We start from the raw sequence: 21,952 nt of genomic DNA on the forward strand, positions 1-21,952 counted from the left end.
GTCAAACGACGAGACGAGCGACGTAATCGACACAGCCTACCATATAAGCAGATGCAGGCAGCGCAGCGCGGCGCCAGCGGTGTGAACAAGCTGACGGATTGTTCACTTCGAGTCTGCGCCACGCCGGATGTTCCAACTCAGCCCCTGGGATGATGCCGAGCATGCAACTCCTGCAAGCGAGCACGGGCGATATGGGTATAGATCTGCGTGGTGGACAGATCGCTATGACCCAGCAACATCTGCACCACACGCAGATCGGCGCCATGGTTGAGCAGGTGCGTGGCAAAGGCATGACGCAGCGTATGCGGCGACAATGCCTTGGCGATCCCTGCCACACGCGCCTGATGCTTGATCCGATGCCAGAAGGTCTGCCGAGTCATCTGCTCGCCACGCAGGCTGGGAAACAGCACATCACTGGGCTTACCTCCGAGCAGCAACGGGCGCGCCTCGCGACTATAGCGCTCGATCCAAGCAATGGCCTCTTCACCCAAGGGCACCAGGCGTTCCTTACTGCCCTTGCCGAACACCCGCAGCACACCCTGACGCAGATTGACCTGCTCCAGAGTCAGACCGACCAGCTCGCTAACGCGCAAGCCGCAGGCATAAAGCACTTCGAGCATCGCGCGATCACGCAACCCTATAGGGTCTTCGAGATCCGGCGCCCGCAGCAGCGCCTCGACATCCACCTCGGAAAGCGACTTGGGTAGCGGCCGCCCGATCTGCGGCAACTCAACTTGCAGCGTCGGATCTTCAGCGATCAGCGTCTCGCGCAGCAGGAACCGGTAAAAACCGCGCAAGCCGGAGAGAAAGCGTGCCGTGGAGCGCGCCTGATAGCCCCGCTCTAGTCGCCAAGACAGATGGTCGAGAATGGCATCACGACCGATACCCCGCAAAGCGAGACCACGCTCATCGAGCCAGCCGTTGAAATGCTCTAAATCACTGCGATAGGCAGCTTGGGTGTGAGCGGAAAGCCCCTTCTCCAACCACAGCGCCTCAAGAAAACGCTCGATCAAGGGGTCAGGTAATGTTGCCATCGAAAACTCATGCCGAAATGAGCCCCCAGTGTTCCACAGCACAGCAGAGATAGGGAGATCCAATGAGCGAGACACCACCTGCACTATGCCTGACGAACATCACAAGCATCACGGCGACCACAGAAACGAAAAAAGCAGCCCGAAGGCTGCTTTTTCCTGGAAAGCATCCGAACTTAGGACAGCTTTTCCTTGATGCGCGCGGCTTTGCCGGACAGGTCGCGCAGGTAGTACAGCTTGGCCTTGCGCACGTCACCACGACGCTTGACGCTCAGGCTGTCGACCAGCGGCGAGTAAGTCTGGAAGGTACGCTCGACGCCAACACCGCTGGAGATCTTACGCACAGTGAAAGCGCTGTTCAGGCCGCGGTTACGCTTGGCGATAACGACGCCTTCGAAAGCCTGCAGACGCTGACGGTCGCCTTCCTTCACTTTCACTTGCACGACAACGGTGTCGCCCGGTGCGAAAGTCGGGATTTCTTTGTTCATCTGCTCAGCTTCGAGCATCTGGATAATCTTGTTGGTCATGCTGCGCTCCTAAGACAAGCCTCCCGGCCTGCCATCGATACGTTAACTATCGTCCCGCTGGCGGATGTATTCCTCCAGCAGCTTCTTCTCTTCTCCAGAAAGCGAGCGGCTATCCAGAAGATCAGCGCGACGTTCCCAGGTCCGACCAAGGGACTGCTGTAAACGCCAGCGCCGGATGTGTTCGTGATTGCCACTAAGCAACACTTCAGGAACACGTTTATCCGCATACACCTCCGGGCGGGTGTAGTGCGGGCAGTCGAGCAGGCCATCCGTAAAGGAGTCCTCCTCGGCCGAATCGGCATGACCCAATGCACCAGGCAAAAGGCGCGTCACCGCATCGATCAGCACCATGGCCGGCAGCTCACCGCCGGACAGGACGTAGTCGCCAATCGACCATTCCTCATCGACATACGCTTCAATGAAACGCTCGTCGATACCTTCATAGCGACCAGCAATCAGGATCAGAGCCTGCTCCTGAGCCAACTCGCGAACAGCCGCCTGATTCAACTGGCGACCTTGCGGCGACAGGTAAATCACCTTCGCTGCATCCCCGGCAGCTTCTCTGGCACCAGCCAGAGCATCTTCCAGAGGCTTTATCTTCATCACCATGCCTGGGCCACCGCCGAAAGGGCGGTCATCCACTGTATGGTGTCGATCCGTCGTATAGTCCCGCGGGTTCCAGCAATTGAGCTGGAGCAGTTCCTGCTTCACCGCGCGACTGGTGATACCGTACTCGCCGATAGCAGCAAACATTTCAGGGAACAGGGTGATGACTTCGACGCGCATGGCAATCAGAAATCCGCATCCCAGTCGACCCGCATCTCGCCAGATGCCAGATCCACCACCAGCACGCATTGCTCCGTATAGGGCAACAGGCGCTCGCGATCATCCAGGCTATCCGCGCAAGGCTTGACCACCATCACATCATTGGCGCCAGTTTCGAGCAGATGGTCGACCACACCGAGCAACTGCCCCGCCTGATCGATGACCTTCAACCCCTGCAACTGGTACCAGTAGAACTCACCATCATCCAGATCCGGCAGCTCGCTGCGCGGCACACAGATCTCGAATTCGGCGTAAGTACGCGCGATCTCGCGATCATCCAGACCCTTCAACTTGGCGACCAGTACCTTACCCTGAAGGCGGCCACTGGCTAGCTCCACTTTTTTTACCTCACCGTCACGCCTAAGCGTCCAGCTTCGGTAATCGAGCACGTTATCGATAGGATCGGTAAAGGAATACACCTTGACCTCCCCTCTGACGCCGTGCACCGAGACAATCTTGCCGAGAACCACCAGATCCTCGGCTACGGCCGGCGTCTTACTCATACAAGTGCTTAGGCAGCAGCCTTGGCAGCTTCCTTGAGCAGCTGAGCAACGCGCTCAGACGGCTGTGCACCCTGGCTCAGCCAGTAGGTAGCGCGCTCTTGGTTGACGGACAGCTTGACTTCAGCACCCGAGGCGATCGGATTGAAGAAACCGATACGCTCTACGAAGCGACCGTCGCGCGCATTGCGGCTGTTGGTCACGGTCAGGTGGTAGAAGGGGCGCTTTTTGGAGCCGCCACGAGCGAGACGAATAGTTACCATGAGAACATCGTTCCTGTTGTCGGTGCTAACTTGAGGCACACATTAAAAATGGGCCTGGGCCCGAAAGGCCGCATATTCTATGAGCAAAAGCGGCAAGCTTCAAGCCACAAGCTACAAGTAAAAGCAGATTTCCAGACAGCAGCTCTTTCTTGCGGTTTGAGGCCTATAGCTTGACGCTGTCTTTCTAGAATTTCGGCATCCCACCACCGCCTGGGAGCATGCCACCCATGCCGCGCATCATCTTGGCCATGCCACCCTTGGCGGTGAATTTCTTCATCATTTTCTGCATTTGCTTGTGCTGCTTGATCAGCCGCCCGATGTCCTGCACCTGAGTGCCGGAACCAAGGGCAATGCGTTTTTTACGCGAACCACTGATCAAATCTGGATCGCGCCGTTCGGCAGGCGTCATCGAATTGATGATCGCCTCCATCTGCTTGAACTGCTTCTCGGCAGCGCCCTGAGCGTTGCCCATCTGTGACAGGTTGACCCCACCGATAGACGGCAGTTTGTCCATCAAGCCGCCAAGCCCACCCATGTTCTTCATCTGCTGGAGCTGATCACGGAAGTCTTCGAGGTCGAAGCCCTTGCCCTTTTTCAGCTTCTTGGTGAGCTTCTCGGCCTTCTCGCGATCGAGGGTCTGCTCGGCCTGCTCAATCAGACTGAGTACGTCGCCCATGCCGAGGATGCGTGAAGCGATACGATCCGGGTGGAAGGGCTCGAGCGCATCGCTCTTCTCGCCCATACCAATGAACTTGATCGGCTTGCCGGTGATGTGACGCACCGACAGCGCAGCACCGCCACGGGCATCACCGTCGACCTTGGTTAGCACCACACCGGTCAGCGGCAGTGCGTCACTGAAGGCCTTGGCGGTGTTGGCGGCGTCCTGCCCGGTCATGGCGTCGACCACGAACAGGGTTTCAACCGGCTTAACCGCCGCGTGCAGCGCCTGGATCTCGGCCATCATCTCGGCATCTACGGCCAAACGACCAGCAGTATCGAGGATGACCACGTCGATGAACTTGAGCTTGGCCTCACGGATCGCCGCATTGGCGATATCCACCGGCTTCTGGCTGGCATCGGAAGGGAAGAAGGTGACGCCCAGGTCACCGGCCAGGGTTTCCAACTGTTTGATCGCCGCCGGGCGATATACGTCTGCGGAAACCAGCAACACCGACTTCTTCTTGCGCTCCTTGAGGAACTTGGCCAGCTTGCCGGCGGTGGTGGTCTTACCCGCCCCCTGCAGACCCGCCATCAGCACCACGGCGGGCGGCGCAGCGTTGAGCGCCAGATCCTCGTTGGCCGCCCCCATCAACTCTTCGAGCTCGGCGCGGACGATTTTCACGAAGGCCTGGCCTGGCGTCAGGCTCTTGGACACCTCGGTGCCAACGGCACGCTCCTTGACCCGGCCAACGAAGTCCTTGACCACCGGCAAGGCCACGTCGGCCTCAAGCAGCGCCATACGAACTTCGCGCAGGGTGTCTTTGATATTGTCTTCGCTGAGCTTGGCCTTACCCGTGACATTACGCAGCGTCTGGGACAGGCGGTCGGTAAGATTTTCGAACATGCGCGTTCCTTTGAGGTCTGACCCGACACAGCGGGCATGCGACAAGCCGCGGATTATAACGAAGTCCACTTGCCGCCGACACCGCCAGCGGTCTTTCGTGACGACCGCGTTGTGTGCCACACTCAGCGCCTTTCGGGCTCGCCCTCTACGGATCTATGCACCCTCTGCTGCCCAGCCTAGCCGCCGCCTTCCTTTATGCAGGCGCCGCCACCTATCAAGGCCTGCGCCTGACTCAGCGCAGCATCGTCGACAAACGCCTGCTAGCGCTATTGGGCGTACTCGCACTCGCATTACACGCTGCCAGCCTGTTCTACCAACTCAATCAGAACGGCAGCCTCAATCTCGACTTTTTCAATGCCGCTAGCCTGATCGCCTGCGCAGTAATCGGCCTGACGTTGCTGGCCTGCCTGCGCATCCCGGTAGAGAACTTGCTTCTGCTGCTATTCCCGCTCGGCACGCTGACAGTGCTCAGCGCCGAATTCATGCCCAGTGGCACTATCCAGCCCATCGATGAGCACCCTGGCATCCTCGCCCACATTCTCTTTTCGGTTCTGGCTTACGGCATGCTTACCATCGCCGTGTTCCAGTCCGTCCTGCTACTGCTGCAGGATCACCAACTGAAGAACAAACATCCTTCGGGTCTGATCCGCAATTTCCCCCCACTGCAAACCATGGAAAGCCTGCTATTCGGCTTTCTCTGGGCCGGCTGGGTGCTGCTGTCGCTGTCGCTGCTGTCCGGCGCGCTGTTCATCGATGACCTGTTTGCCCAACACCTGGCGCACAAAACCATCCTGTCCTGTTTCGCCTGGGTGGTATTTGCCGTGCTGCTGTGGGGGCGCCACCAACTCGGCTGGCGCGGCCACAAAGCCATTCGCTGGACCCTAGCCGGGTTCTGCCTGCTGATGCTGGCCTACTTCGGCAGCAAGCTGGTACGCGAATTCATCCTGCACATCTGAGGCGGTCGTCATGGATGACTTTCATTCGAGCCAGTTGCTCGGCTTGCTGATTTTCCTGATTCTTTGCTCGGCATTCTTCTCCAGCTCCGAAACGGGCATGCTCAGCCTCAACCGTTATCGCCTCAAGCACCTGGCCAAAGAGGGTCACAAGGGTGCTCGCCGCGTTTCGCGCCTGCTCGAACGCCCGGATAGATTGCTCGGCACCATTCTGGTCGGTAACAACGTGGTGAATATCCTCGCCGCCTCCATCGCCACGGTACTGGCGGTGGAAATGTGGGGCGAAGCCGGGATTGCCATTGCCACTGCAGGCCTCACCGTCATCGTACTGATCTTTGGTGAAATCACGCCAAAGACGCTGGCCGCACTACGCCCCGAGCTGGTCGCCTTTCCTGCCAGCCATATTCTGGTTTTCCTGCTGCGCCTGCTGTATCCGGCAGTATGGCTGACCAGCGCCGTGAGCAACCTGCTACTGCGCCTGATAGGCGTCGATCCATCGCAACGCGCCAGCGATAGCCTGTCTACTGAAGAGCTGCGCAGTGTGGTACGCGAATCCGGCCCGGAGATGCCGGAAAATCGCCAGAGCATGCTACTGGGCATTCTCGATCTGGAGCGCGTCACGGTTGACGACATCATGATCCCGCGCAATGAAGTAGCCGGCATCGACCTCGAAGATGATCTGGAAACCATCATCGAACAGTTGCGCACCACTCACCACACGCGACTGCCGGTGTATCGCAATGACATCAACCAGATCGAAGGCGTGGTGCACATGCGCCAGATCGCCCGCCTGCTCAGCCACCACCAGCTAACCCGCGAGAGCCTGCTGGCGGCCTGTAACGAGCCGTACTTCATCCCCGAGAACACACCGCTGTCGACGCAACTGATCAACTTCCAAAAGGAAAAACGTCGTATCGGCATCGTCGTCGACGAATACGGCGACGTGATCGGCATTGTCACCCTGGAAGATATCCTCGAAGAGATCGTTGGCGACTTCAGCAATCAAGACAGCCTGCGCAGCCCCGACATCCACCCGCAGGACGACGGCACTCAGGTCATCGATGGCGCGGCCTACATTCGCGAAGTGAACAAGACCCTTGGCTGGCATCTGCCCAGCGACGGGCCGAAGACCTTGAATGGCCTTATCACCGAAGCATTGGAGAGCATTCCTGACAGCCCGGTTTGCCTGAAGATCGGCCCCTACCGCCTAGAGATTCTCCAAGCGGCAGAAAACCGAGTCAAAAGCGTGCGAGTCTGGCTGGCAGAACAAATCAGCCTGGAAACAGAAACAACCGACTGATCAGACGGTGACAACAACCACTGCCCAGTCGCGCGGCGAGATACCCCTTGATCAGGCGCTATCTCATGGACCGGTTCTGCAAAGCAGCAGAACCAGCCATACCGTTCATGCCAGCGCACACATCACAACTGGACGTTTACCGCTCGGGCGCTGCGCAGCGCCTTCTCACGCGCGGCCTCGATCGACTCATCGCGCGCCAGTGCCACACCCATACGGCGCTGCCCCTTGACCTCGGGCTTACCGAACAAACGCAGGGCGGTATCCGCCTCGCTCAGCGCAGCGCCGAGATTGGAGAAGCTGGCCTGCTGCGAATTGCCTTCAACCAGAATCACCGCCGAAGCCGAAGGCCCCATCTGGCGAATCACCGGGATCGGCAGGCCGAGAATGGCGCGTGCATGCAAGGCAAATTCGGACAGATCCTGAGAGATCAGCGTCACCAGGCCGGTGTCGTGCGGACGCGGTGATACTTCGCTGAACCACACCTGATCACCTTTGACGAACAGTTCGACGCCGAACAGGCCGCGACCACCCAACGCCTCGGTCACCGCCAGGGCAACACGCTCGGACTCGGCCAGCGCCTTAGCGCTCATCGCCTGCGGCTGCCAGGACTCCTGATAGTCGCCGCTCTCCTGGCGGTGGCCAATCGGCGCACAGAAGCTGGTGCCGCCGACGTGGCGTACGGTGAGCAGAGTGATTTCGTAATCGAAATCGATGAAGCCCTCGACGATCACCCGGCCCTTGCCGGCGCGGCCACCTTCCTGAGCGTAATCCCAGGACGTCTGCAGGTCAGCGTCGCTTTTCAGCACGCTCTGGCCCTTACCGGAAGAGCTCATGATCGGTTTAACAACGCAGGGGTAACCGACAGACTTGACCGCTGCGACGTAGTCTTCGAAGTTGTCGGAGAAATGATACGGCGAGGTCGGCAGGCCCAGCTCTTCGGCCGCCAGGCGGCGAATGCCCTCGCGGTTCATGGTCAGTTGCGCGGCACGCGCGGTCGGCACCACGTTGAAACCCTCGGCCTCCAGCTCAACCAGCGTGGCGGTGGCGATGGCCTCGATCTCCGGCACGATGTAGTGCGGCTGCTCCTTCTCGATCACCGCTCGCAGAGCGGCGCCATCGAGCATGTCGATCACATGGCTGCGATGGGCAACCTGCATGGCCGGCGCATTGGCGTAGCGATCCACGCCGATGACTTCGCAGCCCAGGCGCTGCAGCTCGATGACCACTTCCTTGCCAAGCTCGCCGCAGCCACACAGCAGTACACGGGTCGCGGAGGACGACAAAGGGGTTCCAATACGGGGCATGAGGATTCCTCGAACAGTGAATCAGGTAGGCATTAAAAGACCTGAAGCACGAGCGCGCTCCAGGCAGTGTTGCAGCACCACGCGGCGCTCGGCATTGTCCATGCGGCCCCAGCGGGTGATTTCGTCAGCCGTGCGCTGGCAGCCCAGGCAAATATCCTGCTCGTCCAACGCACAAACGTGCACACAGGGTGAGCGCACGGGTTTCTCGTCATTCATCGTCAACAACCAACTCTCGGGCGTAGCGCTGCGCATTATGAACGTAATGAGCGGCGCTGGCCTCAAGCATCTTCCTCTGCTGCTCGCTCAGCTCGCGTACCACCTTGCCAGGACTGCCCATCACCAGGCTGCCATCGGGAATTACCTTGCCCTCGGGGATCAGACTGTTGGCGCCGATGATGCAGTATTTGCCGATTTTCGCGCCGTTGAGGATCACCGAATTGATGCCGATGAGACTGTAATCGTCGACCGTGCAGCCATGCATCATCACGTTGTGGCCGACGGTGACGCCCTTGCCCAAGGTCAGTGGAAAGCCCATGTCGGTGTGCATGACGCTGCCGTCCTGCACGTTGCTGTTCTCGCCGATATGGATGAGCTCGTTGTCGCCGCGCAGCACGGCACCGAACCAGACGCTGGCCCCAGCCTCCAGACGCACCTTGCCGATCAAATCAGCGCTCGGCGCCACCCAACTCTCGGGATGAGCGTCGACACGGGCATTTCCCAGACGATATTTCATGAGCGGCATTCCTCAGCGCAGATGGATGAAATGTTCGGGCGGCTGGTGCAGGGCGATGTTGGCGTCGTAGAGCAGGTTGACCAGTTCCACCACCATGATCGCCGTCAGCCCCCAGATGCGGTACTCGCCATAGGTGTAGGACGGCACGTACCAACTCTGCCCGAGGTAATCGATACGGTGGGTCACTTCGCGCGGGTCGCTACGGAAGAACTCCAGCGGCACCGAGAACACCGCAGCGATCTCCGCATCGTTGGCCTTATATTCGACGTAATCAGGCACCAGCCCGACATAGGGCGTGACCCGAATGCCGTGACGCGAAAGCAGTGGGCTGAGTGGCCCAACCACCTCGACCAAACCTGGCGGCAGCCCCACCTCCTCTTCGGCCTCACGCAGTGCGGTGTGGATCAGGTCGCGATCCTCGGGGTCGCGGCGTCCACCGGGAAAAGCCACTTCGCCGCCATGGGTCGACAGGCCACTGGCACGCAGCGTCAGCACCAGCTCTGGATCTTCACTACGGGTGATGGGTACCAGCACCGCCGCCTCGGGAAACTGACGCTCAGTCTCCAGGGTGCGCGGGCTGTATTCGCGCACACGATGGAGCAGCTCATCCTGCATGGGCACACTCGCATATTGTTGTAGTAGGGGTCTTTTGCCGCTTCGCAGCGAGCGGCGAATGCAGCAACGACAGACCATAGAATCATGGCACGAAAGGCGCCGAGCGCCCAACCCTGAGACCCGATATGCGGCAGGCTTGCCGGGCAGGCACAGGCCCAGCAAGATAGCCGCAGTAAGCGAGGACAGAACATGAACTTCTGCAGCCAGTGCGGTAATCGCGTCACCCGCATGATCCCGGTCGGCGACAATCGCCCGCGCCACGTATGCGGGCAGTGCGCCACCGTGCACTACGAAAATCCGCGTATCGTCGCTGGCTGCCTGCCTGTATGGGGCGAGCAAGTGCTACTGTGCCGCCGCGCCATCGAACCCCGTCGCGGCTACTGGACGCTGCCAGCCGGATTCATGGAAAACGGCGAAACCACCGAACAGGCCGCCGCCCGCGAAACACTAGAAGAGGCCTGCGCCCGAGTGCGTTCGCTCAGCCTGTACACCCTGTTCGACCTGCCACACATTAGCCAGGTGTACATGCTGTTCCGTGCCGAACTGGTCGACCTGGACTTTGCTGCAGGCGAGGAGAGCCTGGAAGTCAGGCTATTCGACGAAAGCGAAATTCCCTGGGCCGAGCTGGCTTTCCCGACCATAGGCCGTACCTTAGAATGCTTCTTCGCCGACCGTCGGCAGAACGTCTTTCCGGTACGCAACGAGCCACTCGAACCGCTGCGCCCCCGTTCCTCACCCCGTTAACCTTGCGGATGCCCTTGATGCGCCGGCTGCTCACCCTGCTTTGCCTGACCCTTAGCCTCAATGCCCTGGCCAGTAGCGCCGTCGTCGACAAGACACAGATGATCGACAAAGTCCTGGTGATGAAATCCGAGCGCAAGCTGTACTTGCAGCAGCGAGGAGAAACCATCAAGACCTACCGTATCTCCCTCGGCAAACAACCCACTGGCGCCAAGCAGCGTGAGGGCGACCTGCGCACACCGGAAGGTTTCTACTGGATCGACTGGCGCAAGCCCAGCGACAACTACCAGCTATCGCTGCACATCTCCTACCCCAACGCCCGCGACCTAGCGCGCGCCAAGCAAGCCGGAGTAGCGCCGGGCAGCATGATCATGATTCACGGCACACCGGTGGATGAGGAGTACCCGGAGTGGTTCTTCCACACCCTGGACTGGACAGAAGGCTGCATTGCCATGAAAAACGCCGACATTCGTGAGGTCTGGAGCCTGGTCAAAGACGGCACCCTTATCGAAATAAGGCCTTGAGCCACAGCATTGAAAAAGGCGCCATCGGCGCCTTTTTCGTATCGATTAGAACTGCAGGTCAGACAACCGCCAGACGTCGAAAGCCGGCGTCTCGTAAGGATGACTCTGCTTCAACGCCTTGACCGCATCGTGGATCAACTCGTCGGCAACGACCATTTCCACCTTCCACTCGGCCACTTCTTCAATGCTGCCGACTTCGCCGATGAAGGGCTGACTGCCCTCCATCGCCCGGAACTGACCACGCCCCAGCACCTGCCAGCAGCAGTTGTCGTATAGACCAACACGCCCACCACCGGCTGCGAACACCGCCTTTTTCACCGGTTCCAGATGGGCTTCCGGCACGTAGAAACACAGTTTGTACATCAAGCTCTCCGCAAACCACAGGCAGTCTTTGACGCCGGAATGATGGCATTTAGCCTCTCCCAAATACAGAGACCGCCTTCTAAAAATGATTGATGCGCTGCCGCATTCTGCTTTTTCGACCGTGACCAAGCCTGGCCTGTTCACTGGCGCCGGAGAAATCGCCGCCACTTATCTCACCATCCAAGCACCGCTGGCTTGTGGCGACTCACAGTAGGGCTGATCAGTGAAGCGGTCGCAGCAACACAGGAGCAGACGTTGCTCGCGCGTGAGGCGCAACTCTAGATACGGTTGGCAATCGGGCATGCCGTTCGGCATTTCGGGAGAATGCCAGCAGCGGCACAGGCGATGATTTTCACCTGGCTAACCAGGCGAAATGGAGCAAGCTCTTCGGCCATGGCAGCGTAGCCGGATGAAATTCGGGGAGTTTGGCAGGGATTATTCCCAGATTGCATCCGGGCTACGCACCTGACTCCCCTCTCCCGCTTGCGGGAGAGGGGAGTCAGCAGGCCGCTATCAGTCCACCCACACTCGGGCGTTGCGGAACATACGCATCCAGCCAGCATCTTCCTGCCACTCGTCCGGGCGCCAGGAGTTCTGCACGGCGCGGAACACGCGCTCCGGGTGCGGCATCATGATGGTGACGCGACCGTCTCGGCTAGTCAGGCCGGTAATCCCGCGCGGCGAACCGTTGGGGTTGGCCGGGTAGGTCTCGGTGACCTTACCGTGGTTGTCGACGAAACGCAGCGCCACGGTGCCGGACAGATCGGACTCAAGCAGGGCTTCCTCGCTTTCGAACTCGGCATGGCCTTCACCGTGGGCGATGGCGATGGGCATGCGCGAACCTGCCATGCCCTGCAGGAAGATCGACGCCGACTCCTGCACCTGGACCATGGCCACGCGCGCCTCGAACTGCTCGGAGCGGTTGCGCACGAAGTGCGGCCAGAACTCGGTGCCAGGGATCAGCTCGTGCAGGTTGCTCATCATCTGGCAGCCGTTGCACACGCCGAGGGCGAAGCTGTCCTTGCGCTCGAAGAAGGCCTGGAAGCCTTCGCGGGCACGGGTGTTGAACAGGATCGACTTGGCCCAACCTTCGCCGGCACCGAGCACGTCACCGTAGGAGAAGCCACCGCAGGCCACCAGGCCCTTGAACTCTTCCAGGTTGACGCGACCGGCGAGGATATCGCTCATGTGCACATCGATGGCGGAGAAGCCGACGCGATCAAACGCTGCAGCCATTTCTACCTGGCCGTTGACGCCCTGCTCGCGCAGGATCGCCACTTGCGGACGCACACCCTTCTTGATGTAAGGCGCAGCGATGTCCTGATTGACGTCGTAGCCGAGCTTGACCGACAGACCGGGGTTGTCTTCTTCCAGCAGCAGGTCGAATTCCTGATCGGCGCACTGGGCGTTGTCGCGCAGGCGCTGGATGCGATAGCTGGTTTCCGCCCACTGACGCTGCAACAAGCGACGCTCGCCAGTGAACACCGCTTCACCCTGGAAGCTGACAATGATGTCACCGTTGTTGACCGGCTGACCGATCACCGCCACGCAGTCGTCGAGACCGGCAGCACTGAACTGCGCCAGCACTTCGGCAGTGGCGTCCTGGCGTACCTGAATCACCGCACCGAGCTCTTCGTTGAACAGCACGGCTGGCAACTCGGCCACGGCATCGGCCAGAGCGTCGAGGTTCAGCGCCAGACCACAGTGACCGGCGAAAGCCATTTCCAGTACGGTGGTCAGCAGGCCACCGTCGGAACGGTCATGGTAGGAAAGGATATGGCCATCGGCGTTCAGGCCTTGCACCACGGCGAAGAAGGCCTTGAGGTCTTCGGCATCGTCGACGTCCGGCACGCTCTGGCCGATCTGCGCATAGGTCTGCGCCAGGATCGAGCCCCCCATACGATCCTGCCCACGGCCCAGGTCAATCAGGATCAGATCCGTCTCGCCTTTGTCCATACGCAGTTGCGGAGTCAGGGTCTGGCGCACGTCCTGCACCGGGGCGAAACCGGAAATCACCAGCGACAACGGCGAGGTCACACTCTTCTCGCCTTCTTCGTCCTGCCAGCGGGTCTTCATGGACATGGAGTCCTTGCCCACCGGAATGGTGATGCCCAGCGCCGGGCACAATTCCATGCCCACCGCCTTGACGGTGTCGTACAAACGCGCGTCTTCACCCGGATGACCGGCAGCGGCCATCCAGTTGGCCGACAGTTTGATGTCGGAGAGTTTTTCGATGCGCGCGGCGGCCAGGTTGGTGATGGTCTCGCCAACGGCCATGCGGCCGGATGCCGGCGCGTCAAGCAGCGCCAACGGCGTGCGCTCGCCCATGGCCATGGCTTCGCCGGTGTAGACGTCGAAGCTGGTGGCGGTCACGGCGCAATCGGCCACCGGCACCTGCCACGGACCGACCATCTGATCGCGAGCGACCAGGCCGGTGATGGTGCGGTCACCAATGGTGATCAAAAAGCTCTTGCTGGCCACGGCCGGGTGGCGCAGTACGCGCGATACCGCGTCCTGCAGATCCAGGCCGGAGGCGTCGAAGTCATCGCCCTGCTCCGCTTCGCGGCTGACGCTGCGGTGCATGCGCGGCGGTTTGCCCAGCAGCACTTCCAGCGGCATGTCCACCGGGGTGTTGCTGAAGTGGCTGTCGGTCACCGTCAGGTGCGGCTCGGCGGTGGCCTCGCCGACCACGGCGAAGGGGCAACGCTCACGCTCGCAGATGGCCTGGAAGCGCTCGAAGTCGGCCGCGTCCACGCTCAGCACGTAGCGCTCCTGCGACTCGTTGCACCAGATTTCGTGCGGAGCCATGCCCGGCTCGTCGTTGGGCACGTTGCGCAGTTCGAAGCGACCGCCGCGGCCACCGTCGTTGATCAGCTCCGGCAGGGCGTTGGAGATACCACCGGCGCCGACGTCGTGGATGAACTTGATCGGGTTGGCCTCGCCCAGTTGCCAGCAGCGGTCGATGACCTCCTGGCAGCGGCGCTCCATTTCCGGGTTCTCGCGCTGTACCGAGGCGAAGTCCAGGTCAGCCGAGCTGGCGCCAGTGGCCATCGACGACGCGGCGCCGCCGCCCAGGCCGATGAGCATGGCCGGGCCGCCGAGCACGATCAGCTTGGCGCCGACGGAAATCTCGCCCTTCTGCACGTGATTTTCGCGGATGTTGCCGAGGCCACCGGCGAGCATGATCGGCTTGTGGTAGCCGCGCACTTCCTCACCGCGCGGGCTGCTGACCGCCTGCTCGAAGGTACGGAAGTAGCCGTTGAGCGCCGGGCGACCGAATTCGTTGTTGAACGCGGCGCCGCCCAGCGGGCCTTCGATCATGATGTCCAGCGCGCTGACGATGCGCTCGGGCTTGCCGTAGGGCTTTTCCCAGGGCTGGAGGAAGTCGGGGATGTTCAGGTTGGACACCGAGAAACCGGTCAGGCCAGCCTTGGGCTTGGCGCCGCGACCAGTCGCACCTTCGTCGCGAATCTCACCACCGGAACCGGTGGACGCACCGGGGAACGGGGCGATGGCGGTCGGGTGGTTGTGCGTCTCCACCTTCATCAGGATATGCACCGGCTCGATGCTGGCGCCGTACTGACGGCTCTCCGGGTTCGGGTAGAAGCGCCCGGCGGTAAAGCCTTCGATGACCGAGGCATTGTCCTTGTAGGCACTGAGGACACCTTCACGATTCATCTCGTAGGTGTTCTTGATCATGCCAAACAGGGATTTGTCCTGGCTCTGGCCGTCGATGTCCCAACTGGCATTGAAGATCTTGTGGCGGCAGTGCTCGGAGTTGGCCTGGGCGAACATCATCAGTTCGATGTCGTGCGGATTGCGCCCCAGGTCATTGAAGCTCTTGACCAGGTAATCGATTTCGTCCTCGGCCAGGGCCAGGCCGAGATCCTGATTAGCCTGCTCAAGGGCGGCACGACCACCACCGAGCACGTCCACGGCGGTCAGCGGTTTGGGCTGAGCATGGCTGAACAGCGCACCTGCGTCTTCCAGGGTGCCCAGCACGAGCTGAGTCATGCGGTCGTGCAGCAGGCTGGCAACGGTGGCGCTATCGGCTTCGCTCAGCTCGCCGCTCACGTAATAGGCGATGCCACGCTCCAGGCGCTGGATCTTGCTCAGACCGCAGTTACGGGCGATGTCGCTGGCCTTGCTGGCCCAGGGCGAGATGGTGCCGAAACGCGGCACGGTGAGGAACAATTTGCCGCTTGGCTCCTGCACCGGCACGCTCGGGCCGTACTTGAGCAGGCGCGCCAGCACCTGCTCTTCATCGGCAGTAAGAACGCCGGTGACATCGGCGAAGTGTGCGAACTCGGCGTACAGCCCGGTCACGGCCGGCACCTTGCTGGTCAGTTGCTCGAGCAATTTGCCATGGCGGAAAGCGGAAAGAGCGGGAGCGCCGCGCAGAATCAACATCGTCGGGACAGCCTCTGGAGAAGGGGGTGTGCTTAGAGGCCGTGCATTCTAGCCTAAAGCCGCGCGTACAGCACCCGTACCGAGCGCCAGGAAGACGAGCGAGCGCTAGCAGAGAAGCGCGTCGCTGTCGAGATATGGCACTTCATGCGCTTTGCGTATACTGCACCGATGTTTGCACGACCTGCGATACGCATGCGTTGCGCCACAAGGCTGTTGGCGATTGGAACCCTCCTGATGCTTGCTGGCTGTGGCGAAGAACACAAGCCCAGCGTACTAGAGCAGATCAAGGCGGAGGGTGAGTTGCGCGTGGTCACTCGAAACAGCCCGTCGACCTACTTCCAGGATCGTAACGGCGCCACCGGTTTCGAGTATGAACTGGCCAAACGCTTCGCCACCGACCTGGGCCTGAAGCTAAAAGTCGAAACCGCCGACAATCTTGACGGTCTGTTTGCCAGCCTCGACCGCAAAGATGGCCCGGTACTCGCCGCCGCCGGTCTGATCGACACCCCACTGCGCCAGCGCCAGGCACGTTTTTCCATTCCGTATTTGGAAGTGACTCCGCAGGTTGTCTACCGCCAGGGCGAAGCGCGCCCGACCAAACCCGAAGACCTCATCGGCAAGCGCATCCTGGTGCTGGCCGGCAGCAGCCATGCCGAGCAACTGGCCGCACTCAAGCAGCAACTGCCGGATCTGCAATTTGAAGTTTCCGATGCCGTCGAGGTGGTCGATCTGCTGCGCATGGTCGATGAGGGGCAGATCGACCTTACGCTGGTCGACTCCAATGAACTGGCAATGAATCAGGTCTACTTCCCCAACGTACGCGTCGCCTTCGATCTGGGCGAAACCAACCGCATGCGCTGGGCGGTAGCCGCTGGCGACGACGAAAGCCTGCTGCTGGAGATCAACGCCTTTCTCAAGCGCGCGCAAGCCAACGGCACCCTGCAGCGCCTGAAAGAGCGTTACTACGGCCATGTCGACGTGCTTGGCTATGTCGGTGCCTACACCTTCGCCCAGCACTTGCAGCAACGCCTGCCGCGCTACGAGCCGATGTTCCGCCAGTCGGCACGCACCCATCAGGTGGATTGGCGCCTGCTGGCCGCCATCGGCTATCAGGAATCGCTGTGGCAACCTGGCGCCACCTCCAAGACCGGCGTGCGCGGCCTCATGATGCTGACCCAACGCACCGCACAATCGGTCGGCGTGTCCAATCGCCTGGACCCCAAACAAAGCATCGAGGGTGGCGCGCGCTACTTCCTGCAGGTGCACAGCCAGTTGCCGGAAGACATCGCCGAGCCGGATCGCACCTGGTTCGCCCTGGCGGCTTACAACGTCGGCGGCGGGCACCTGGAAGACGCCCGGCGCCTGACCGAAGCCGAAGGCATGGATCCGAACAAGTGGGCCGACGTGCAGAAGATCCTGCCGCGCCTGGCGCAAAAACAGTGGTACAGCAAGACGCGGTATGGCTATGCCCGTGGCGGCGAGCCGGTGCACTTCGTGCGTAACATCCGCCGCTACTACGACATCCTCACCTGGGTGACGCAGCCACAACTGGAAGGCACCGAGGTCGCCGAAAGTGGCATTCACATGCCCGGCATCGACAAGCGCAAGCCTGAAGACGAAACCCCACCGCTCTGACCGCGCTCAACGCAGGCTCTGATTCCCCATCGAACAACGACTCTGCGCGCGCCGCGCCTGCGGTAGCGCGGCCAGCGCCGTGGTGCACTGCGCCTGAGAGGGCATGCGTTCGACGCGAAGATTGGCCTGCTCGTCGACCGCGATCAGGTAGGGCTGGTTATAGCGCAAGCGATCATTCCAGGCACTGAAGTGGTGTGTCGTAAACACACAGCGGTAATCGAGCTGCCCAGTGAAGCCCTTGAAGCGGTCGCGCATAAAGATATGGTGGTAACGCAGCCAATCACGATTGCGCTGGCCGTCACGCACCGCCGCCTGACAGTCCTGCAGCGTGGTGATCTCAGGCTCATGCAGGAAGATGCTCTGGGCCAGGCTGGAGCCACCCAACTGCACGGTAGCCAATAGATAGACGTCAGGCGACTCAGCCCATGCCGGAGCCGCCAGCAGCGCCAACAGCGCCAACAGCGCCATCGCTCGATTCATCGTCACTACTCCCTGTAACTGGCTGGCTCAGCCGCGCCGAGCCTTGAAGAATGTTTTCAACAGCGCTCCGCTCTCCTCAGCCAGCAGACCACCTTCCACCATTACCCGATGATTGAGGAATGCCTGCTCGAAGAAGCGCCCCTGGCTGACTGCCATCCCCGCGCGCGGCTCGCTGGCGGCATACACCACCCGCGCGATGCGCGCATGCACGATCAGCCCAGCGCACATGCTGCAGGGCTCCAGCGTCACGTAAAGGGTGCTGCCCGGCAGACGGTAGTTCTGCACGCTTTGTGCCGCCGCGCGGATCGCCACCATCTCGGCATGAGCGCTGGGATCATGGCGCAGAATCGGGCAATTGAAACCCTGACCAACCACCTCGCCATCCTGTACCAGCAGCGCACCGACCGGCACCTCGCCTTGCTCCGCACCCTGGCGCGCCAGGTCGAGCGCCAGGCGCATGAAATGCTCGTCACGCGAGCGGTCGATGATCTGAGGTCTGTTCATGGATGGATCGAGAAATGCCAACTAGCGCCGTTGCCTGTGCGGAATGTACAGACAACGGCGCTAAAAGAAAGCCCTGCGCTTACCAGCCTGAGGGCAGTAGCTGCAACGCACTGAGAACGGCGTACAAGGCGCTGGCCAGGTAGATCAGCACGATCACCCCTTGCAGCACCGGGTGGGCGATCCAGCCGCATTGCCAGGCCGGCTGCAGATCACCGCTGCGGCGCGCCTGGCGCAGCATCAGAATCGGCATGATCGAGAGGATCACGCCACTGAAAGCACCGGCGAAGTACAACGCGTTGACGAAACCGACCATGCCGCTATAGGCCAGCACGAACGGCGGCACGCACACCATGCCAAGCACCAGCAGGCGCGCCTTGGGCTGCGACTCCGATCCGAGCGACTGGAATTTGTCGAAGATGTTGGTCAGGAAGCTGCCGCCAAGGCCCCAGTAGGAGGTCATCATGGCGCACAGGGCGAAAGTGTTGGCGGTGTAGAACGCCCACTGCCCCAACGCCTCGCCCCAGGCCAGAGTGGCCACTTCGGACTGACTTTCCAGCCCGGTCAGGGCAATCACCGAAGCCGGTACGATGGCCAGCAGGACGAAAGTGCTGATCATCCCGGTAATCACCGCACGCGGCAGCAATTGCGGGCGGTCGGCAAAACCACGGGCCATCTCCGGCACGATGTACTGCGCCGAGAAGCAGAACACGGCAATGTTGAACACCGGCACCATGTAAACCCAGTCGCCATCGAGCAGACGCGCCGCATCGGTGTTCTCGTTGATCAGCGTCGCGAGCACCAAAATCACGATCATGCTGACCATGCCGATGCTGATGAACTTCTCACCCTTGCCGATCGCGCTCAGGCCCAGATACAGCACCAGTGCCGCCGGGGCGAAGAACAGCAAGCTGCCCAGCGCCGGGCTGATGCCGAGAAACGCGGAGAGAATCTTGCCGCTGCCGCTCATATAGGCGATCAGCGCACCGATGCTGTTGACCGCCACGGAAAGGAAGATCGCCCAGGAACCGAACGAACCTACATAGCGCTTGGCCAGACCACTGAGCTGACTGTGCGCGCGGGTACGCAGCGCGGTTTCTGAAACGTAGAGCATGGTGATGGTGGTGAAAACACCCGCAACAGCCAGCCAGATCAGCAAAGGCACAAAACCGGCCTTGCGGCTGGCGTAAGCCATCGAAAGGACGCCAGCACCGATATTGGTGCCCACGATCATCGCCACCGCTTCAAGGAAGCTCAGGCGTTTAACCTCAAGCCCAGATGCGCCGACAGACTCGGCACTGGCTTGACCCGTCACGGGGTGGATCTGCGTTTCACTCATCACAACACCTCTACAACCAAATCAACGTATCAGGAGGGCCTGAACCGAACTGCCACGGCCTTTGTTCTGAACGGTGAACGGGCATTGCGCAAACAAAACGGACAACAGACCCACCTGGCGACGGCCCGAAGGACGCCCATGGTCAGACCAATTGGCTGCACCACAGGGGGCGCGCACCTTAGCACAAGGTTTGCCACGCGCGGGCCATCAAACAGCCCTAAACCACGGCGATAGCTGCCATAAGCCCGGTTTCCATGTGATCGATGACATGGCAGTGGAACATCCACACCCCTGGGTTATCGGCGACGAAGGCGATGCGTGCCGTCTCGTTCTTGCCCAGCAGGTAGGTGTCGGTGAAGTACGGAATGATCCGCTTACGGTCGGAGTCCAGCACCTTGAACGACATACCGTGCAGATGGATCGGGTGCTGATACTGCGCCATGTTGCGCAGCACGAAGATGTAGTGACCATCCTTCTTCAGCGTCGCGATGGGACGGTCAGCGCAGGTCTTGTCGTGAATATCCCAGGCCTGGCCGTTGATCTGCCAATACTTGTAGCGCCCGGCGGCCTCATCGGCAGGCGAAGCCAGCGCCGCCGCCCACTCGAAGTTGAAACGCAGGGTCTCGGCCTTGGTCAGATCCGGCTCGGCCACCGGGTTGGCCGGTAACGCAGGCGGCCAGTCGCCCGCCACCTCGCTACTCGCCGCACTCTTGATAGTGGCCAAGCGCAGCGGCCCGTTGCGCAGCGACAACGTCTGCCCTGCGGCCGGCACCTTGAGCGCCAGATCGATACGCATACCAGGGCCGAGCCAATACTCCTTGCCGAGCGGCCGCGGTTGCACGGGGTTACCGTCCAGGGCATAAATCCGCGCTTCGCCACCACGCAGGTTGAGGCGATAGGTGACGGTGTTGTCGAGATTGATCAGACGCAGACGCACCACCTGCCCGGCCGGCAACTCCAGCGTTGGATTGGGCGCGCCATTGATCGTGGTCAGACGCCCGCGCGTACCCTCGCGTGCAGCCTGGCGCGGCACCGAGAACGGCGTAAAGGCGCCCTGCTCATCGACATGCCAGGTCTTCAGACACAGCGTGCGCTCATGGAGAAACCCCGTCGGCTCGCGCTCCTCGACGATCAACGGGCCAACCAGACCACGACCGAGCTGCTCGGCGCTGGTGGTATGCGGGTGATACCAGTAACTCCCGGCATCCGGGCAGATGAAGTCGTAATCGAAATACTCGCCAGGCAGCACCGGCGCCTGCGAGACATAAGGCACACCGTCCATTTCCAATGGCAGGCGGATGCCATGCCAGTGAATGGTGCTCTGCTGCTCCAGCTTGTTGATGAAACGCACCCGCAAGCGTTCGCCCTGACGGCAGCGCAACTCGACGCCCGGCGCCTGGCCGCCATACCCCCAGGCAGGCGTCGTATGTCCCGGCACCAGTTCCAGATCGACCGGTGCGGCAATCAACTCGTAGTCATGGGTTGCCACGTTCTCCGGGCGCCCCAACCAGTAACGCACCCCACCGGCGCCCAGACCAACCACTCCAAGACCAGCAAGACCGGCCAGCACCTGCCTACGGGAAAAAGCCATTGCACCCTCGACGATTCGCACCTACTCAATTGCGATATCGTCTCATTATCAAGAGGGTATTGCCCAGCCGCATAAGGCCTTGACGTCTGCCCGGCAACACGGCACTCAGTCCAGCAGTGCCAGCGCTTCGGCGCTGGCCTGGCGCACCGCATCCCAGCCTGCCGAGCTGTCGAGCATCCAACTGCCACCCACACACATGACATTGGCCTGCGCCATGTAGCGCTGCAGATTAGCCGGGCCCACGCCGCCCGTCGGGCAGAAGCGCACGTCCGCGAAGGGGCCGCCGAACGCCTTGAGCGCGGCGACACCACCACAGACTTCTGCCGGGAACAGCTTGAAGCGGCGATAGCCCAGGGCGTAGCCGCTCATGATCTCCGACGCACTGGCAACTCCAGGCAACAGCGGCAGCGGGCTTTGCAGCGCGGCGTGCAGCAGCTCGTCCGTGGAGCCGGGGCTGACCACGAACTGCCCGCCAGCTTCCTCCACCGCAGCGAGCATCTGCGGATTGAGCACCGTGCCGGCGCCAATGCACAGGTGCGGACGCTCTTGGCGCAGACGGCGAATGGCAGTCAAGCCGTGCGGCGAACGCAGGGTGATTTCCAGCACCTGCAGACCACCGGCGTCCAGTGCATCGGCCAACGGTAGGATGTCCTCCTCACGCGCGATGGTGACCACCGGCATGATCCGCGCCCGAGCGCAGAGTGCATCGATGCTGGCAATTTTCTCGGCCATGCTGGCGGTGGTAGGCGTCAT

At 61.2% G+C, this 21,952-nt stretch carries 22 protein-coding genes; 5 read left to right on the forward strand and 17 right to left on the reverse strand.

Features of this window, described 5'->3' with window-relative positions; translation table 11 throughout:
- Positions 1 to 137: 137 nt before the first annotated feature.
- From xerD to ffh, 6 genes are all read right to left on the reverse strand, one after another.
- Positions 138 to 1,034 carry a site-specific tyrosine recombinase XerD gene (gene xerD / locus AERO9A_RS18575; RefSeq protein ID WP_159973397.1) on the reverse strand — a complete coding sequence of 299 codons (897 nt, stop codon included), beginning with the start codon at positions 1,032 to 1,034 and terminating at the stop codon, positions 138 to 140.
- A gap of 173 nt (positions 1,035 to 1,207) precedes the next feature.
- On the reverse strand, positions 1,208 to 1,558 hold the full coding sequence (rplS, locus tag AERO9A_RS18580; protein WP_003246155.1) for a 50S ribosomal protein L19: 351 nt from the start codon (positions 1,556 to 1,558) through the stop codon (positions 1,208 to 1,210).
- Positions 1,559 to 1,600: 42 nt separating this feature from the next.
- Positions 1,601 to 2,344, reverse strand: a complete 744-nt coding sequence (gene trmD, locus AERO9A_RS18585; RefSeq protein WP_178111158.1) for a tRNA (guanosine(37)-N1)-methyltransferase TrmD — start codon at positions 2,342 to 2,344, stop codon at positions 1,601 to 1,603.
- 5 nt (positions 2,345 to 2,349) lie between these two features.
- Positions 2,350 to 2,886, reverse strand: a complete 537-nt coding sequence (rimM, locus tag AERO9A_RS18590; RefSeq protein ID WP_159973398.1) for a ribosome maturation factor RimM — start codon at positions 2,884 to 2,886, stop codon at positions 2,350 to 2,352.
- Between the two features lie 8 nt (positions 2,887 to 2,894).
- Positions 2,895 to 3,146: a 30S ribosomal protein S16 gene (gene rpsP / locus AERO9A_RS18595; protein WP_009403592.1), complete on the reverse strand. Its 252-nt coding sequence runs from the start codon at positions 3,144 to 3,146 to the stop codon at positions 2,895 to 2,897.
- Positions 3,147 to 3,330: 184 nt separating this feature from the next.
- A complete protein-coding gene (ffh, locus tag AERO9A_RS18600) occupies positions 3,331 to 4,710 on the reverse strand; it encodes a signal recognition particle protein (RefSeq protein ID WP_159973399.1) in 1,380 nt (459 codons plus the stop codon).
- A gap of 155 nt (positions 4,711 to 4,865) precedes the next feature.
- Here ffh and AERO9A_RS18605 point away from each other — a divergent pair, with 155 nt between their 5' ends.
- Both AERO9A_RS18605 and AERO9A_RS18610 read left to right on the forward strand, forming a co-directional pair.
- Entirely contained in the window at positions 4,866 to 5,666 is an 801-nt protein-coding gene (locus tag AERO9A_RS18605; RefSeq protein WP_159973400.1) for an inner membrane protein YpjD, read from the forward strand.
- Between the two features lie 10 nt (positions 5,667 to 5,676).
- A complete protein-coding gene (locus AERO9A_RS18610) occupies positions 5,677 to 6,963 on the forward strand; it encodes an HlyC/CorC family transporter (RefSeq protein ID WP_159973401.1) in 1,287 nt (428 codons plus the stop codon).
- Positions 6,964 to 7,085: 122 nt separating this feature from the next.
- On the opposite strand, the gene purT is transcribed toward AERO9A_RS18610, so the two are convergent.
- From purT to AERO9A_RS18630, 4 genes are read right to left on the reverse strand one after another with little or no spacing between them, the layout of a single operon-like run.
- Positions 7,086 to 8,267: a formate-dependent phosphoribosylglycinamide formyltransferase gene (gene purT / locus AERO9A_RS18615; RefSeq protein ID WP_159973402.1), complete on the reverse strand. Its 1,182-nt coding sequence runs from the start codon at positions 8,265 to 8,267 to the stop codon at positions 7,086 to 7,088.
- 21 nt (positions 8,268 to 8,288) lie between these two features.
- A complete protein-coding gene (locus tag AERO9A_RS18620) occupies positions 8,289 to 8,483 on the reverse strand; it encodes a DUF1289 domain-containing protein (protein ID WP_159973403.1) in 195 nt (64 codons plus the stop codon).
- Positions 8,476 to 9,000 (reverse strand): gamma carbonic anhydrase family protein, encoded by a 525-nt coding sequence (locus AERO9A_RS18625; RefSeq protein WP_159973404.1) that lies wholly within the window; start codon positions 8,998 to 9,000, stop codon positions 8,476 to 8,478. Before AERO9A_RS18625 ends, AERO9A_RS18620 begins: the two co-directional genes overlap by 8 nt.
- Positions 9,001 to 9,012: 12 nt before the next feature.
- Positions 9,013 to 9,615 carry a CoA pyrophosphatase gene (locus AERO9A_RS18630; protein WP_159973405.1) on the reverse strand — a complete coding sequence of 201 codons (603 nt, stop codon included), beginning with the start codon at positions 9,613 to 9,615 and terminating at the stop codon, positions 9,013 to 9,015.
- Between the two features lie 189 nt (positions 9,616 to 9,804).
- Here AERO9A_RS18630 and AERO9A_RS18635 point away from each other — a divergent pair, with 189 nt between their 5' ends.
- A complete protein-coding gene (locus tag AERO9A_RS18635; protein ID WP_159973406.1) occupies positions 9,805 to 10,359 on the forward strand; it encodes an NUDIX hydrolase in 555 nt (184 codons plus the stop codon).
- A 17-nt stretch (positions 10,360 to 10,376) separates the two neighbouring features.
- Positions 10,377 to 10,880, forward strand: coding sequence for a murein L,D-transpeptidase family protein (locus tag AERO9A_RS18640; protein WP_159973407.1), 504 nt, complete (start codon positions 10,377 to 10,379; stop codon positions 10,878 to 10,880).
- Positions 10,881 to 10,925: 45 nt separating this feature from the next.
- Here the strand turns inward: AERO9A_RS18640 and AERO9A_RS18645 are convergent, their stop codons facing one another.
- Together AERO9A_RS18645 and purL are read right to left on the reverse strand one after the other, a co-directional pair.
- Positions 10,926 to 11,243 carry a YqfO family protein gene (locus tag AERO9A_RS18645; RefSeq protein WP_159973408.1) on the reverse strand — a complete coding sequence of 106 codons (318 nt, stop codon included), beginning with the start codon at positions 11,241 to 11,243 and terminating at the stop codon, positions 10,926 to 10,928.
- A gap of 513 nt (positions 11,244 to 11,756) precedes the next feature.
- Entirely contained in the window at positions 11,757 to 15,653 is a 3,897-nt protein-coding gene (gene purL, locus AERO9A_RS18650; RefSeq protein ID WP_159973409.1) for a phosphoribosylformylglycinamidine synthase, read from the reverse strand.
- Between the two features lie 168 nt (positions 15,654 to 15,821).
- On the opposite strand from purL, the gene mltF reads away from it, so the two are divergent.
- On the forward strand, positions 15,822 to 17,288 hold the full coding sequence (gene mltF, locus AERO9A_RS18655) for a membrane-bound lytic murein transglycosylase MltF (protein ID WP_159973410.1): 1,467 nt from the start codon (positions 15,822 to 15,824) through the stop codon (positions 17,286 to 17,288).
- Positions 17,289 to 17,294: 6 nt separating this feature from the next.
- On the opposite strand, the gene AERO9A_RS18660 is transcribed toward mltF, so the two are convergent.
- The 5 genes from AERO9A_RS18660 to AERO9A_RS18680 all read right to left on the reverse strand — a co-directional run bounded on the left by AERO9A_RS18660 (position 17,295) and on the right by AERO9A_RS18680 (position 21,952).
- Positions 17,295 to 17,750: a hypothetical protein gene (locus AERO9A_RS18660; protein WP_372239708.1), complete on the reverse strand. Its 456-nt coding sequence runs from the start codon at positions 17,748 to 17,750 to the stop codon at positions 17,295 to 17,297.
- 45 nt (positions 17,751 to 17,795) lie between these two features.
- Positions 17,796 to 18,272 (reverse strand): tRNA adenosine(34) deaminase TadA, encoded by a 477-nt coding sequence (tadA, locus tag AERO9A_RS18665; RefSeq protein WP_159973411.1) that lies wholly within the window; start codon positions 18,270 to 18,272, stop codon positions 17,796 to 17,798.
- Between the two features lie 79 nt (positions 18,273 to 18,351).
- Positions 18,352 to 19,608: an amino acid permease gene (locus AERO9A_RS18670; RefSeq protein WP_159973412.1), complete on the reverse strand. Its 1,257-nt coding sequence runs from the start codon at positions 19,606 to 19,608 to the stop codon at positions 18,352 to 18,354.
- Positions 19,609 to 19,825: 217 nt separating this feature from the next.
- The gene (locus AERO9A_RS18675; RefSeq protein ID WP_159973413.1) at positions 19,826 to 21,199 is read right to left on the reverse strand and encodes a multicopper oxidase family protein; all 1,374 of its coding nucleotides are present in this window, start codon (positions 21,197 to 21,199) and stop codon (positions 19,826 to 19,828) included.
- A gap of 105 nt (positions 21,200 to 21,304) precedes the next feature.
- The gene (locus tag AERO9A_RS18680; protein ID WP_256666005.1) at positions 21,305 to 21,952 is read right to left on the reverse strand and encodes a bifunctional 4-hydroxy-2-oxoglutarate aldolase/2-dehydro-3-deoxy-phosphogluconate aldolase; all 648 of its coding nucleotides are present in this window, start codon (positions 21,950 to 21,952) and stop codon (positions 21,305 to 21,307) included.

The organism is Pseudomonas sp. 8Z, assembly GCF_902506535.1.
Taxonomy (GTDB): Bacteria; Pseudomonadota; Gammaproteobacteria; order Pseudomonadales; family Pseudomonadaceae; genus Aquipseudomonas.